Raw genomic sequence first — 13,724 nt, forward strand, 5'->3', positions numbered from 1 at the left:
TGCAGGATTGATCTGATTTAGCCCAGGCTAAATCAGGAGAAAAACTGCCTGTGAACTTAGCCTTCCAGATGAATAGAAAATACGATCATGCGGGAATGCATCTGATCAATCACGTTGGAATAGCGCAGGTGTTTATCCTTTACATGTACGTTGCCCAGGCCGTTACTGATCTTGATTTCGGGAGAGAAGATAAAGCTGGGGAAATAGAACTCAAAACCGGCTCCTACTTCATAGCCATAATCTGTTTTACTGATCTTTACGAGGTCTTCTGCCCGCCGGGCCCTTGCATTGGAGGCCAGGTCATAATCAAATTTTAATCCTGCGATGGTGTATACGCGCATATTGCCGATACGGTCTGATTTAAATTTGATTTGCAGGGGAAAGCTCAGTAAAATGGATTCGATCTTTTTATCGGTGTCCTGTGGTTTGGGATAGGTTTCCCGGTAATACAGGTTTTTAGAGGCAAAGATGAGCTGTGGATTAAACCGGAGATCAAACCGGCTATTCAATCTGGCATTCGCCAGGAGGCCCAGATTAAAGCCCATGGTTTTGAGGGGTTCCGCCACCATAATGGAGTCATCGGCCAGAAAGGCAGTGGAATGATACATTTTAAAATAGGACTGATTGGCAGCCAGTGTAATACCAAAGTAATAGGGTTTGGCATCATGTTCTTCCATATTCAGATAAGTTTGCGCCATAGCCGGCACTGATTGCCACAACAGGAGGCAGATCAGCGGGTAGCGCAATAAATGGAGCATATGCCGAATGTTAGTTTTTTGCATGTAACTGCCTGGAACCCAGTATTGGTTAAAATATTACACATTACTTCCCCTTGTGGAAAAGCCTTCACAGACTCCGGCAGATAACTGTATGCCGCTTTGCTTTTGGCCACCCATTTTCCCAGAAGGGGTGTAATATAACGAAAATACAAGTTATATAATTGTTTAATGGGAAAAACTGTTGGATTAGAAAACTCCAGGATCACGAGTTTAGCACCGGGTTTTAATACCCGCCTCATTTCTGCCAGTCCCTTTTCCAGGTTTTCGAAGTTACGTACTCCAAAAGCCACAGTTATGGCATCAAACGTTTGATCGGGAAAACTTATTGTTTCGCTATCGCCCAGCTGTAAGGTTATTTTGTCTGTCAGCCCTTGTTTGGCAATCTTTTGGCGGCCTACTTCCAGCATGCCTTCAGAAATATCTATACCGATGATTTTTTCAGGTTGCAGTCTTTTATTGGCCATAATAGCAAAGTCGCCGGTGCCGGTAGCTATGTCCAGCATCAGTTTTGGGCGATGCTGCTTCAGGTATCCCAGTGCTTTTTTACGCCAGATCACGTCTATTCCCAGCGACATGAAGTGGTTAAGAAAGTCATAACGGAAAGCAATATCATCAAACATGGAGGCTATCTGCTCCTTCTTGCTTAATTTTGACTCCGCAAAGGGAACTATCTTCTGAGCATTTACATTTTCTGACATAGCCCGCAAAGTTAATTACTTAATAGGGAATTACCGATGAGAAATTAGCATGCAGCAGCGGAAAGTTACTTAAACAACAGGTATTATTTCCGTGGAGTAAAGGCCGTGGGAGGAGGGAAAAAAGTAAAATTATGATTATCAAGTCAGCAGAATATCTTATCAGCAGCCCGGAATGGGAAAAATGCCCTGTACCTAATATGCCGGAATTTGCTTTTATAGGCCGGTCCAATGTGGGGAAATCCTCCCTGATCAATGTGTTGGCCAATAATGAAAAACTGGCGAAGACTTCCGGTACACCGGGTAAAACCCAGCTGATCAACCATTTTGTTATTAATAAGGCCTGGTACCTGGTGGATTTACCAGGATATGGATTTGCCAAAGTGAGTCATTCCCAGCGGAAAAAATGGGAGCAGATGATTGAAAACTATTTGCGCAAACGTGAAAATCTGATGCATGTGTTTGTGTTGATAGACAGCAGGCATACGCCACAAAAGCTGGACCTGGACTTTATCAGCCAGCTGGGACAATGGAATATTCCCTTTAGCCTGGTATTTACCAAAGCAGATAAAAACTCGCAGGCAGAAACCAGCCGTAATGTAAAGGCATTCCTGAATAAAATGCGCGAGACATGGCAATTCCTGCCCGCAAGTTTTATTACCTCCACGGTAAAGAAAACCGGACGTGATGCAATACTTGAATTTATTGATGAAATGAATGCCCAGTTCAGGGCTATTGCATAAGTACCTGCATATAGGGGCTTATGGGATAACAGGCCACCTGCTATTCTTTTGCAAAAGTAGTATATGCTGTTATTTAAGAAAGATGTAGGTGGGGCCGTCATTGATGCCACTTCCTAAGAACAACGTATCATCGCGGAGCAATCCTGGCTGAAACTCCAGCGGTATGTCTTTTAATGTGATGGCAACCACTTCCTTATTGCCCGGTTGTTGGGTACGCTTTTCTGTGCTGTAAGTACCACTGGCAATCTCTGCATCTTTTTTAAATAATTTGTAGCTAGAAGACTGAAGGGAAATCCTATAGGTTTTATCAAGGTGGATAGCAGGATTGGCTATCATGCCACCGGTTGTTCCTACCTGCTGCCAGGTACCCTCCGGGTTTGCCTCTTTTTTGGGCGCATTTTTGTCTTTTTTGCAGCTTACTGTTGTTAAAGCAGTAGCTACCAGGAATAAGGAAAGCATGTTTTTCATGTAACGAGGTTTTAATGTGCTTGTTAAGCGTAATAGCCTGTTGAAATGTTACATGAAAACATTAGCAAGAGCAGCAGATGGGAAAAGTTAGGGGGAAGAAATCACCTGATGTGAGGGGACCACATCAATAACAAGGGGTTAATCTGATAAAAGGGCCTGTTTTAGTTGACCATTTTATTGGCACAACTACTGCTGGCAAAGGCTTCCGGTTTAGCTTTGAATGCAAAGCCCATACCCAGAATGTATCCCATTGCTTCCCGCAGTGCCAGGTTGCTTTTGAACTGAGGATTGGTATTAATGTCTGCATGTACCTCCATGTCTACATCATATTCTGTAAACAGGTCGCACAGTTCATACGCAATCTCAATACTCTTGGCTACCTCCACGAGCATACGTTCTTTAATGGAATAGCAGTCCCTGGTTTTTTCGTTGTGGATGAACATGAAGCCGCCGTGGCCTTCCCGGAGGAAAACAATCACTGTAGCAAATTCAGTTTCTAATCCTTTTACCTGGGAATCTGTGCCTATGCACACTTTCAGATGATAGCCCCTGCCGGTTTCCCGGATAATGGCCTGCCGTACCTCGTCTTTAACAGGTACATGAATGGGTTCTCCATTGAATCTTCTCCATTGCATATATATAGTAGTTAAAAGTGAATATGCGATGTGGTGGCGTGATACCAATGCCTGTTTCTGTATACGAATGCCTGTCGCTGAATGAAGCCAGTCTGCCGGGGATGTATTGAATATTAACCGAATATACGAAAAAAACGGTTTGTAATTTACAGGCTATAATTGATTTATACGGATAGCTGGAGTAAAAGCAGTAACCTGGTTGTTATTAGTATTGTCCTGTACTCAATAGTACGAGGGTACAGGCTTCCTGGGTCTGGATGCCTTTAGCTTTTGCCATTTGTGCCAATTCCTCATTTTCCGTACCTGGGTTAAAGATAATGCGCCTGGGATGCAGTTGAAGAATGTAGTCATAGTACTCCCGTTGTAATACCGGGTTCATGTATAAGGTAACGGTGTCTACATTTTCCAGTGCGGGGTGTTCCTTAATAACAGGGATATCCATTATTTGTGCCTCCCGCTTGCCGATGGCCACTACAGGGTGTCCGTGTGCTTTCAGGCGGGTAGCAGCCAGGTAGCTATAACGCTCCGGGTTGGGAGAAGCCCCTAATACTACGGTCAGTTTCTTTTGTTCATTGGAGGTCTGGCTCATCTTTTCCATTATTCATCTAAAATTAATGTATTGGAGCAAATACCTTACCACAAATGATATTGTTTGCGGGGGAGATGTGCCAGGATATCTTTAAAAGCATCTGCCAGGTGCCCATACTCAAAAATAAACCCTGCCTGGGTGATACGGGTAGGTAATACCCAGCGGCTTTTTAGCAGCAACTCGGTTTCTGTACCAATGATGGCCGCACCTGCTGCCAGTAGCGGCGCTGGTGCAGGAATGCCTATCTTATGGCCACTTACTTTCCGGAGTGTTTGCATAAATACTTTGTTGGGAACGGGGTGGGGAGCACTGCAATTGAACGTACCCTCCAGGGTGGGTTGTTCAAATAACCAGGCTATCATCCTACATACATCGGTAACGTGCACCCAGCTAAACATCTGACGGCCATTGCCCTGATGTCCGCCTAATCCAAATTTTACCAGGTTGAGGTAGGGATGCATGACGCCCCCCGGTTGCCATCCCAGTGTAACGGCTATACGTAATACGATCTTGCGGGTAGCCGGTAGCTGGATATCATTGAAGGTCTTTTCCCATAATTTGCATACCTGCACAGAAAAGTCATTTGCTGTTTCGCCTGTAAATTCATCCATAGGGCGGTCTTCCGCATGCCGGTAAATTGTGGCAGAAGCTGCGTTGATCCATACTTTGGGTGGATGAGTAAGGGTACGGATCGCCTCTCCCAGCACTTTGGTGGCATTGGTTCTGCTATCAAAAATCTCCTGTTTGTTCCGGGCGGTATAGCGGCAATTAACGCTTTTGCCGGTGAGGTTAACCAGGAGGTCTGCATTTTCCAATGCCTGTTCCCATCCCTGTAAGGATTTCCCATCCCAGGGTACATAAGTAATGCTACCGGATGCGGGGCGTTTCTGCCGGCTCAGGATCACAATATTATTATCCCTGCCAAAGTATTCAATCAAACTATTGCCAATAAAGCCGGTACCACCTGCGATGACTATTTTTTTATTTTTCATATACTTATCGTATTTATGTTTCTAAACTTTCAGTAATTATTGAAAGATGTAGATAAATTTTTTTATTTAAAGAGTTTTAATAAAGCATTGGAAAACCAGTGTTCTTCGGATTTTATGAAAGCAGTGATGGTCTTGTCTGTTTGGTGGGCAAACTTGTTGATATTCTGAACCGATTCCCGGAATGCTTTTACATGTTTGTCCTTTTGTTCTCCTTCTACTTCCTGCAATTGATTCAGCACTTTTATAATAGGATCGAGCTCCCTTTTTTTCCTTTCACGGGCAATCAGGGTAGACACTTTCCAGATATCTTTTTCGGCGCTGAAGAATTCCCTTCTTTCACCGGGAATAAGCACTTTTTCTACCAATCCCCAGTTGATGAGGTCCCTTACATTCATGTTGGTATTACCTCTGGAAATATTCAGCTCCTCCATAATGTCATCTGCACTCAATGGATCAGGGCTGATCAGCAGCAACGCATGTATCTGAGCCATGGTGCGGTTTATGCCCCATTGTGCTCCCAGGGAGCCCCAGGTTTGAATAAATTGTGCTTTAGCTTCTGCCAGTTTCATATGCATATAGTTTGTTGCAGGTACGTGGTTCTGATGTCAAAAGTATACCAAGTTTTTGAACTTTCAAAATAATTTGAAAGATAAGGATAGTTAGTGCGGGGCAGGAGAGAAGAGCATTAAGCTACGAGCTTCGAGCTTAATGCAGCGGAGAAGCGCCACGAGCCCCGAGCAAAAATGCAGTGAATGGTATTAAGCGGTTAACCATGAGCTACCAGCTAACACCTCTAAACAAAAATGGCCGCCTCAGTATATCGAGACAGCCACTTTTTTTACTGGAGTAACAATTTAATTTAAGTAGGTTTTTAGTTGCCTGATCAGGTCCAGGTTATCGCTGGGCCTTTTCGCATCCCATTCTACTACATTTCCTGCTTTATCCAGGATCAGGTAGCGGGGGATCCCCGTGAACTTAGGGATAACCTTACTTACATCTTTATGAAGTTCATTGCTGGTACGCAGGTTAATTCCTTTCAGCGGCAATTGCTGGATCATTTCCCGCCATTTTTTATCTGCGTTTTCAACATCAATAGAGATATATACCGTTTGTACACCCAGTGTTTTCAGGGTATCATGCAACTTGATGGAGTACTGTAGTTCTGCACGGCAGGGCACACACCAGGTGGCCCAGAGATCTATATAAGTTACCTGGCCTTTCAGTGCAGCAAATACTTCGGATAATGATTGCATGGATTCATATCCGGGTAATAGCTGAATGGCAGGATCTTTTTTCCTGGCAGCTTCCTGGTAAGCTACTACTTTGGTAATATAAGGTTGCAGTTTACTGGTCAGTGCGCTTGCGGGGAAGGCCTTCCTGAATGCCGCGAAATTATCTATCCATTCCGGTTCAAAAAGTTGTTGCCCGATGCCCATTACCATATATTCTGCCCAGGCATATTCCAGCATGGAGCCTTTCAGTGATTTGCGGAACTGGTTAATACCGTTCAATGCATAATTACCGCGGGCAAAGATCAGCCGGCCGCTGTCGGCAATATTTTGGAAAGATGCATATCTGCCCAACAGGGAGGAATAACCTGCAGCATGCAACCAGTTGTGGTTGGTGTTGAAATTAGCATACAGTTTTTTCCATTCAGGCAGATACGTTTGCATAAACTCTTTCACTGCCGCCGGGGTTTCTTCTCTTTGTCTGAACTCAAAGAAGAAATTGGTAGACAGCAGATTGACCCGATATAGATCAATCGCATCATTTACAGCATTGTAAAAACCGGTGCTTATTTTTCCGGCAACTTTCAATTTTTCCATCGCTGCCTTTTTCTCCTGCGCGATGGCATCGGCGGTATGAATACGGGCGGTTACTGTTTTTACACTATCCAGGCGGGCAGCATCCGTTCTGGTATCCTCAGATAGCCCCAGCTGTTGCAGCAGTACCTGCCCTTCCTGTTCAGCGCCCGTGATTTGCAGGGTACTGAAATCCTGCATGTTGGCCTGGAGGTGATAAGATTTTCCAGGTTGTACATATAAGCGAACCTGTTGCCAGTTGTTTGTCAGCGTTACAAATCCCGGTTTGCTGATCTTGTAGGACAGCTTGAAATCGCCGGTAAGGGTATCCAGGGGGATATCTACTTTAGCACCGGAGAACTGGTTACCATTTATGGGCATGGTAGCTACTATTACAGGATCGGGAGAGTTGGTGAATTTCCCATCTATGGTAATCTGCTGGCCTACGCTGATCGCTGAGATCAGTAGCAGGCAGATGGCTGAAACTAAATTACGTATATACATAGTCGTTTTTTTTTGCGTATTACTCAGGGTTTTGAACAATGTTGGCGGTAAGTGCAGATATTGGTAAAAACAAGGTGTAGCGCTTGCTGCCAGGTGCCAGGGCTATACTGGTTCCATCCTGGAAATAATGTCTGGCAGTAAAGCCAAAATCAGGATCACTGTTCAGTCTTCTCATGTCAAACCATCTGCTGCCTCTGAATAAGAGTTCCCGTCTTCTCTCTTCCAATACCAGCCTGGTGGCTGCTTTTTTATCTGCTGCTGTTAAAGTTTTGTAGGCAGTGGTTTTAATCCTGTGCTGCCGTAACCGGTTGATATCATCCATGGCATCTGCTACTTTTCCCTGGCGTGCATTACATTCTGCACGGATCAGCAACATTTCCGGGCTGGTAAAGCTGATATTATAATTAAAGCTCATGGCGCCCATAAAAAGATAGTTGCTGTCAGGTTTGTTTGTGACAGGATCTGTTTCTATTTCGAGGGTCAGATAAATATGCCGGAGATCCGCTGCGTCAAACAGGTTAACCGCTTCTTTGCTTACATATTGATAGGCCATTCCCCTGGTATAGGAGTAGTGCTGCACGAAGATGTTTTCCGGATCCTTCAGCATGTCAGCATATTTCCCATCTTCTTTCGGGAATACCTGCCCGTCTGTTTCTTCATATTCCGTATTATAATCTATCAGGTTGTTATTGAAAGACAATGCATCGTTGGCGGCCTTGCCGGCATTTGCATAATCCCCCATCATCAGATAGGTTCTGGCCAGTGCACTGTATCCGGCAGCCTTGGAAAGCTGGTAGGGATCCTGTACAGAAACAGGCAGGTCCGGAATGGCTTCCTGCAGGTCTTTTAGTATGAAATCATACGTTTCTTTTACTGTACCTCTTCCTGGAAGTGGTGCTGCAATGTCATTGGAAGTGATCAGAGGTACTCCCGGGTCTGTAGCCGCTGTTTGTGTTTGATATGGCTGTGTATAGAGGTTGACCAGGTACCAGAAAGTCAATGCCCGGCCCAGCTTTGCTTTAGCCATGATGACTTTCTTCTTGGCAGGAGTGCCCCCGGTAGCTGTTTTTATACCATTGATGATGGCATTATACTGATAAGCATTGTTGTACAGCAGGTTCCAGAAAGCATTATATTTCATGTCATCCGGTGTGGTATAGATCTCCGCTTTCCACAGGTAGATCCGGCTTTCACTACTGTTATCCTGTTCCATGGCAGCTTTCCCGGATCCTTTAACAAAATAGTCATCTGTCAGCATGTCCAGGTGATTGGCAATATTCCTGGCCATGGTAGGATTATTGAGGATACGGTCAAAGTCTTCTGTTGTTTGTGGGATCACATAACCTTTAGGTTTGAGATCCAGGTATTTTTTGCAGGAAGTAAAACAGATTATCCCCGCCAGGACTGTGGTAATAAAGAATGTTTTTTTCATGTTATGCAGGAATAAAATGGTTTAAAAATCAAGGTTGATACCAAATGCAAAAGTGGGCATTACCGGCATGGTGCGGGTGCGGTCAAATGCTTCAGGATCTATACCTTCTTTATTTTTGGTAATGGTGAGAATATTCCTGGCGTTGGCGGTAAGCTGTAAGCCACGTACAAAGCCCAGTTGCCGCAATGCCTGCTGTGAAAAAGTATATCTTAAAGACACATCCCTTAATTTCAGGTAAGAGGCATCAAACACGTTTACATCCAGATAAGGGCCATAGTAAATGGTGGCGTAATAGCTGTTATTGCTGTTGAGCAGCACATTAGGAATATGGGTAAATTGTTCATCACCAGGTTTTTTCCAGGCATCTTTCAGCCTGTTGTCGAAAGCACTTACACCTGATAATGCTCTTGGCATACTTTGGCGCTGATAATGTCCGCCATAGTATACAAACATAAAGCTGAGGTCAAATCCTTTGTAGAGGAAACTGTTTGAGATCGCCGCAGTAGTTACCGGTCTGGTATTTCCGGTAAAATACACCATGTCCATATCGTAATAGTAGTTGTCTTCCACAATTTTTCCGGAAGCATCCAGCAATTGTATCTGTCCGTCATCATGAGAGAGACCACCGAAGCGGAAGCTATACATACCACCATAAGGTTGTCCTACAATATAGGGAGAACCACTTGCCAGCCGGAGTGGAGTACTATAGTCGCTGGAAATAGCCACCTTGGTGATCTTATTTCTATTGAGTGCATAAGACACGGTGGTATTCCATTCAAAGTTTCGGTTCACGATGTTTTTGGAGGTGAGCTGAAATTCCCAGCCTCTGTTTGTCATACTGGCTGTATTTACCTGTGCAGAAGTAAATCCTAGGGTAGGGTTGATTTCATAGTCGCCCAGCAGGTCAGCACTCTTTCTTACATAATAATCTGCTTTACCGGACAGCCGATAGTTAAACAGGTTGTAGTCAATACCCAGGTTGGTAATAGCGGTACGTTCCCATCTCAGCTGATTATTGGCAGGTGTGATAATCGTGTTGGTAGGCAGGTTGTTAAAATAGTTGGTACCTGATTCTGCGATCATAAACGGACCACTGTTTTTGGGGATGTTCCCGTTGATTCCATAGGTAGCTCTTAACTGCAGGTAATCTACAAAAGCGGCTCCTTTCAGGAAGTTTTCATTAGAGAGGATCCAGCTGGCACCTGATGACCACATCGGCCGGTACAGATATTTAGGGTCTGTACCAAAAAGATTGGTAGCATCCATTCTTACGCTTCCACTCAATACATATTTTTTACGGTACGTATAGGCCGCATTGGCAAATGCAGAAACAAACCTGTTTTCGCTGAATTTGAACTGGTCTGTAATACCATTAAATCCATTCTGTATATTCAGCAGGGTGCCACGGATATTTTTCAACCGTTGTACATCGAGGTCTACATATTGCAGGGAGTTATCATCATAACCATATTTCACGACACTGTTGCCGTTGCTTTTGGTTTGCCTGCTTTCTGCACCTATTACCGCAGCAATTTCATGATCATTGGCAATGGTTTTATTGACATTAAATAAGGCTCTTAGTGTATAGGCTGTGAAATCAGTTCTTTCTTCTGATAGTTTGCCTCCCTTGGGGATGTTGAAAGTGGGATTTTTCAGCGTACCATCTGCGTTAGTTACAATTACATTACCATTGCGTTCCGGTACGATATAATCATTGATTTCCTTTACCAGTTGTGCCTGGTCGGGATGTGTATATATTTTGTTGTAGGTATAGCCGTTTTCAAGCTGATAGCTGACATTAAAATCAATACCAGGCGTGATCGCATACTTTATTTCGGCCTGCAGGCGGTTATAAATACTTTTATTGGTGTTTTCCTGCCGGTCTATTTCTTTTAAAGGATAGAAAGATTCATCGTCCAGTCCCCAGCCCAATCTTTGAGCAATGGAAAAATCATTGGAGTTGTTCTGGTTAGCAGGATCAGAATTCCGGTTTAGTACCAGGGGTTGTCCGTTAGCTCCGGCCAACAGCTGATAGGGTTTCAGCCGGTAGATATCTGTAGGTGAAAGCACCGCAGCAGTGCTATTACCAAACGTCATATTAGTGCTTACATTAAAGGATAACTTTTTCGTTACATTAAAGAACCCTTTAAGCAGGAAGCTATAGTTTTTATTATCTTCTTTTAGCGAGTATCCTCTGGAGCCGGTGTATCTCACAGAACCATAATACTGGTTGTTGTCATTGCCACCCATAAAGCTCAGGCTATGGTTTTGCGTCAGCGGAGATTGCATCAGCAGGTCCCTGATCTGTTTGCCGTTATCAAAGTTTCTCAGAGAGTCCACACTGTTCCGGTAGGCTGCCGGTGATATTCTGCCGGCTACAGAATCCATATAGAATTTTTCAAAAACAGAGAACGCCTGATTGGAGTTTTTTACCCTGGATTCAAAGCCGGTAAACATGAGTTGCCGGTCAATATCGATATCATCTGATGCATTCAGGCGGTTAAGATATCCCAGGTCTGGTTTAGGTTCAAACTGAAAGCTGTTGCTATAGGCAAACTGGATCTTGCCTTTGCGGGCATTTTTAGTAGTGATAACAATCACGCCATTGGCGGCACGTGCCCCCCAGATAGAAGCCGCAGCCGCATCTTTCAGTACGGTAATACTGGCCACATCGTTAGGGTTGATGGCATCCATGGTACCTTCAAAAGGAAAATTGTCGATTACAATTAATGGCCGTTTGGTACCATACAAGGTAGATACCCCGCGGATGGTCAGTCCATCATCGCTGCCATTATCTTTTCCATTGATCAGCATCAGTCCTGGTACCAGGCCTTCCATACGTTCCAGTACATTGGTCTGAATCTTATTTTCCAGTTGTTTGGAAGTGATCACATCAAAAGAGCCGGTAGCGCGTTCGCGGGGGATCTTCTGATAGCCGGTGTTGCCCACTACTTCTACGGTATTAATGGCAGCCGTGCTTTGTTTCATTCTTACCTGGATTTCGGTCCTGCCTTTCAGCGCAATTTCAAGCTTCTCGTATCCGAGCATGGAAAACACTAACACTGCATTGGCGGCATCGATATTTTTGAAGATAAACCGGCCCTCACTGTCAGTAGCAGTACCCCTGGAAGTTCCTTTCAGCATTACAGATACGCCGGACAGTGGTTTCCCATTTGCGTCTGTAACAGTACCCGTGATGGCAGTTTGCTGAACAGCTGTACCAGCGGTATTTTCAATGGTCCGTTTATTGATGAAAATAGTTTTGTCTTCAATGGTATAGGTGAGTGGTTGGTCGGCAAAAAGTTGCTGCATCACTTCCTTCAGGGGCCTGTTTTTTACAGACAAGGTAGCAGGAGCCGCATTGTTCAGTACTTCTTTAGTATAAAAGAATACGTATCCTGTTTGTTGCTTAATGGCTTTAAACACCTCTTTCAGCGGAACAGCGCTGCCGGTGTAGGTAATGTTTTGTGAGTAGCTTGCAGCAGAAACATGCAGGCATACCATAAGCAAAATAACTGCTGTGAGCTTCATAATGCGCAGTGTTTTGATCAAGTGTTTGTGCCTGTGCGGTGAGGCCGGAGAGGTCACCAAAAGGCAACAGGACTTCATACAAGTTAAATCCATAACTTTGTTTTAGTTGGTTGAATAAGTGGCTGAAATAAACGCTTGTAAGACCAGCTCAAACCTTTGCCGGGAGTGTTACGACCACTTCCGGCTTTTTTGTGAGCATACGGCAGTTTGTTAGTACAGTATTCTTTTCATTGTTTACAGATATAATGGTTGATTTATAAATTATTAATCCCGATTATTATTTGGTATAAGTTGACAATTCCGGCGGGCAATGCAGATAGAGATCATTATTGCGTTACCGTAAGTGTTTTCTCATTCAGCTTGAATTTTACATCTTTTTGTTCCAGGTGTTTCAGTACCTGCGACAGGCTCAGATTGCGTTGTATTTCTCCTTCAAATGTTACGTTGGAGGTAGTGTTGTAAATAATATCCACATCATACCAGCGGGATAATTGTTCCATTACTTCCTGCAGGCTGGCATTGTTAAATACAAATAGTCCATGTTTCCAGGCAATGGCCTGTTCTGGGTCTACGGTCTGCACTTTGATATTGCCGGTGCCTGCAACGGACTGTTGTCCGGGTTTTAGTATTACCGCTGCCGTAGGAGCAGTTACTTTCAGGCGGCCTTCTACCAACGTAGTGATAACCCCCTGCTGCTTTTCATAGGCATTCACATTAAAGCTGGTACCTAATACCTGCATGTTTACCCCCTGAACGGTGACTATAAAAGGTTGTTCCGGTTTTTTAGCTACTTCAAAATAGGCCTCTCCGGTTACCTCCACCTGTCTTACACTGCTGGTAAATGCAGCAGGATATCTCAGGGAGGAAGCAGCATTGAGCCATACCGCGCTTCCATCAGCCAATATGATCTTGTATTGTCCGCCCCGTGGGGTGGTAAGTGTATTATAGGAGAGGGGAGCGTTACTACCTGCGGCAGCTACCTTGTAGGTGAGCATACCGCTGTCTGAGCGGCTTACCTGTACATTACCCTGAAGTGGCAGGGGATTGTTTTGCGGTTCGTCTAAGTTTATCACGGTACCATCTGCCAGGGTCAGCAATGCTTTGTTCCCGGCGGGAGCCGCATCCTGGGGAGCCGATCTGGTTACCGGTTCAGGAAGTTGTTTTGCCGGAGTAAGCAGCCAGTAAGCGGTACCGGCAGCCAGGAGCAGCGCAATACCTGCCGCTACCCACCAGGAAGTGGCCCGCCGGAGTATATGCACCTTTTGTACAGGAGGATGAAGCTGTTGTTGTAAACGCTCCCATACCCGGTTGCCCGCAGCGGGCAATGATGCCGGTGTGGGCTCCTTTGCTTCCATACGCAGCAGGTATTCTTCCAGCAATGCCTTTTCCTGGCTGCTGGCTTCGCCCGACTGGTACTTTTGAATAAGTGATATAAAAGTTGTCTGATCCATAGTAACTATATACTAAAGACACTACAAAAAGGAGGGCACCCTACCGAAACCAGTTTTTTTTATGTGCAGGAGGAATATATCATCACGAGGCATTCAGCAGGGG

At 44.6% G+C, this 13,724-nt stretch carries 12 protein-coding genes; 1 reads left to right on the top strand and 11 read right to left on the bottom strand.

Annotation, left to right across the window (positions count from 1 at the left end; genetic code table 11):
• Positions 1-56: 56 nt before the first annotated feature.
• Positions 57-758: a type IX secretion/gliding motility protein PorT/SprT gene (gene porT / locus ABR189_RS27125; protein WP_354663657.1), complete on the bottom strand. Its 702-nt coding sequence runs from the start codon at positions 756-758 to the stop codon at positions 57-59.
• Entirely contained in the window at positions 731-1,477 is a 747-nt protein-coding gene (gene ubiE / locus ABR189_RS27130) for a bifunctional demethylmenaquinone methyltransferase/2-methoxy-6-polyprenyl-1,4-benzoquinol methylase UbiE (RefSeq protein ID WP_354663658.1), read from the bottom strand. The genes porT and ubiE overlap by 28 nt, the downstream gene beginning before the upstream one ends.
• Positions 1,478-1,608: 131 nt before the next feature.
• Here ubiE and yihA point away from each other — a divergent pair, with 131 nt between their 5' ends.
• On the top strand, positions 1,609-2,217 hold the full coding sequence (gene yihA / locus ABR189_RS27135) for a ribosome biogenesis GTP-binding protein YihA/YsxC (RefSeq protein ID WP_354663659.1): 609 nt from the start codon (positions 1,609-1,611) through the stop codon (positions 2,215-2,217).
• Between the two features lie 69 nt (positions 2,218-2,286).
• On the opposite strand, the gene ABR189_RS27140 is transcribed toward yihA, so the two are convergent.
• The 9 genes from ABR189_RS27140 to ABR189_RS27180 all read right to left on the bottom strand — a co-directional run bounded on the left by ABR189_RS27140 (position 2,287) and on the right by ABR189_RS27180 (position 13,621).
• On the bottom strand, positions 2,287-2,685 hold the full coding sequence (locus ABR189_RS27140) for a hypothetical protein (RefSeq protein ID WP_354663660.1): 399 nt from the start codon (positions 2,683-2,685) through the stop codon (positions 2,287-2,289).
• Positions 2,686-2,846: 161 nt separating this feature from the next.
• Entirely contained in the window at positions 2,847-3,320 is a 474-nt protein-coding gene (locus ABR189_RS27145) for a ribonuclease H-like YkuK family protein (protein WP_354663661.1), read from the bottom strand.
• A 205-nt stretch (positions 3,321-3,525) separates the two neighbouring features.
• The gene (locus ABR189_RS27150; protein WP_354663662.1) at positions 3,526-3,918 is read right to left on the bottom strand and encodes a CoA-binding protein; all 393 of its coding nucleotides are present in this window, start codon (positions 3,916-3,918) and stop codon (positions 3,526-3,528) included.
• A gap of 35 nt (positions 3,919-3,953) precedes the next feature.
• Entirely contained in the window at positions 3,954-4,901 is a 948-nt protein-coding gene (locus ABR189_RS27155) for a TIGR01777 family oxidoreductase (RefSeq protein ID WP_354663663.1), read from the bottom strand.
• Positions 4,902-4,963: 62 nt separating this feature from the next.
• Entirely contained in the window at positions 4,964-5,470 is a 507-nt protein-coding gene (locus ABR189_RS27160; protein WP_354663664.1) for a GbsR/MarR family transcriptional regulator, read from the bottom strand.
• A 285-nt stretch (positions 5,471-5,755) separates the two neighbouring features.
• Complete coding sequence (locus ABR189_RS27165; RefSeq protein WP_354663665.1) at positions 5,756-7,207, bottom strand: TlpA family protein disulfide reductase; 1,452 nt, start codon at positions 7,205-7,207, stop codon at positions 5,756-5,758.
• A gap of 19 nt (positions 7,208-7,226) precedes the next feature.
• Positions 7,227-8,639, bottom strand: coding sequence for a RagB/SusD family nutrient uptake outer membrane protein (locus tag ABR189_RS27170; protein WP_354663666.1), 1,413 nt, complete (start codon positions 8,637-8,639; stop codon positions 7,227-7,229).
• Between the two features lie 21 nt (positions 8,640-8,660).
• Positions 8,661-12,170, bottom strand: coding sequence for a SusC/RagA family TonB-linked outer membrane protein (locus tag ABR189_RS27175; protein WP_354663667.1), 3,510 nt, complete (start codon positions 12,168-12,170; stop codon positions 8,661-8,663).
• Positions 12,171-12,496: 326 nt separating this feature from the next.
• Positions 12,497-13,621 (bottom strand): FecR family protein, encoded by a 1,125-nt coding sequence (locus ABR189_RS27180; RefSeq protein WP_354663668.1) that lies wholly within the window; start codon positions 13,619-13,621, stop codon positions 12,497-12,499.
• Positions 13,622-13,724 lie beyond the last annotated feature (103 nt).

This window comes from Chitinophaga sp. H8, assembly GCF_040567655.1.
In the GTDB taxonomy this organism is placed as follows: Bacteria; Bacteroidota; Bacteroidia; order Chitinophagales; family Chitinophagaceae; genus Chitinophaga; species Chitinophaga defluvii.

Bases quoted from the DNA above. Each gene is read 5' to 3' on its own strand.
- yihA (WP_354663659.1), top strand. From the start codon at position 1,609: ATGATTATCAAGTCAGCAGAATATCTTATCAGCAGCCCGGAATGGGAA.
- ABR189_RS27165 (WP_354663665.1), bottom strand. From the start codon at position 7,207: ATGTATATACGTAATTTAGTTTCAGCCATCTGCCTGCTACTGATCTCA.
- ABR189_RS27150 (WP_354663662.1), bottom strand. From the start codon at position 3,918: ATGGAAAAGATGAGCCAGACCTCCAATGAACAAAAGAAACTGACCGTA.
- ABR189_RS27180 (WP_354663668.1), bottom strand. From the start codon at position 13,621: ATGGATCAGACAACTTTTATATCACTTATTCAAAAGTACCAGTCGGGC.
- ABR189_RS27145 (WP_354663661.1), bottom strand. From the start codon at position 3,320: ATGCAATGGAGAAGATTCAATGGAGAACCCATTCATGTACCTGTTAAA.
- ABR189_RS27170 (WP_354663666.1), bottom strand. From the start codon at position 8,639: ATGAAAAAAACATTCTTTATTACCACAGTCCTGGCGGGGATAATCTGT.
- porT (WP_354663657.1), bottom strand. From the start codon at position 758: ATGCTCCATTTATTGCGCTACCCGCTGATCTGCCTCCTGTTGTGGCAA.
- ABR189_RS27155 (WP_354663663.1), bottom strand. From the start codon at position 4,901: ATGAAAAATAAAAAAATAGTCATCGCAGGTGGTACCGGCTTTATTGGC.
- ABR189_RS27175 (WP_354663667.1), bottom strand. From the start codon at position 12,170: ATGAAGCTCACAGCAGTTATTTTGCTTATGGTATGCCTGCATGTTTCT.
- ABR189_RS27160 (WP_354663664.1), bottom strand. From the start codon at position 5,470: ATGAAACTGGCAGAAGCTAAAGCACAATTTATTCAAACCTGGGGCTCC.
- ubiE (WP_354663658.1), bottom strand. From the start codon at position 1,477: ATGTCAGAAAATGTAAATGCTCAGAAGATAGTTCCCTTTGCGGAGTCA.
- ABR189_RS27140 (WP_354663660.1), bottom strand. From the start codon at position 2,685: ATGAAAAACATGCTTTCCTTATTCCTGGTAGCTACTGCTTTAACAACA.